This is a genomic window from Saccharothrix sp. NRRL B-16314 (genome assembly GCF_000716595.1).
Lineage (GTDB): Bacteria > Actinomycetota > Actinomycetes > Mycobacteriales > Pseudonocardiaceae > Actinosynnema.
Window position 1 is genome coordinate 1 of sequence record NZ_JNXC01000151.1, and the last position, 381, is coordinate 381.

General features: G+C 64.0%; 1 protein-coding gene. It reads right to left on the reverse strand.

Annotated features, from left to right (window positions below; translation table 11 throughout):
- Positions 1–381, reverse strand: a 381-nt coding sequence (locus OQ02_RS45405) for a hypothetical protein (RefSeq protein WP_033443793.1), incomplete at both ends; no start/stop codon positions are given.

Here is a 381-nt window from a genome sequence, read left to right on the forward strand (position 1 = left end):
GCATTCCGGCGTGCTGCCCGGTGTCGAGCATCTGCTCCAGCCGGGACAGCGGGAGCACGACCTCGTCCTCCCGGCCCTCCCCGATCATCGCGAGAGTGGGCCCGGTGGTGATGCCGCCCTCGGCCAGGTAAGGGATGTCGGGGGTGTGCAGGGTGATGGAGGGGATCCCAATGCCGAGGATCGACCCGCCACCGAGCGTCAGGGAGAAGTTGTTCCACTTCCAGATCACGTAGTTGATCGTGTTGATGAATCCGTACTTCAGCGAGTCCCACATCCCGGACGCGGCCTTCGCGATCCGGCCAGGGAGACCCGCGACGTACGAGACGATCTTGTCAAACCATCCGCCGACCGATGACGCGATGCCCTTGATGCGGTTGATGT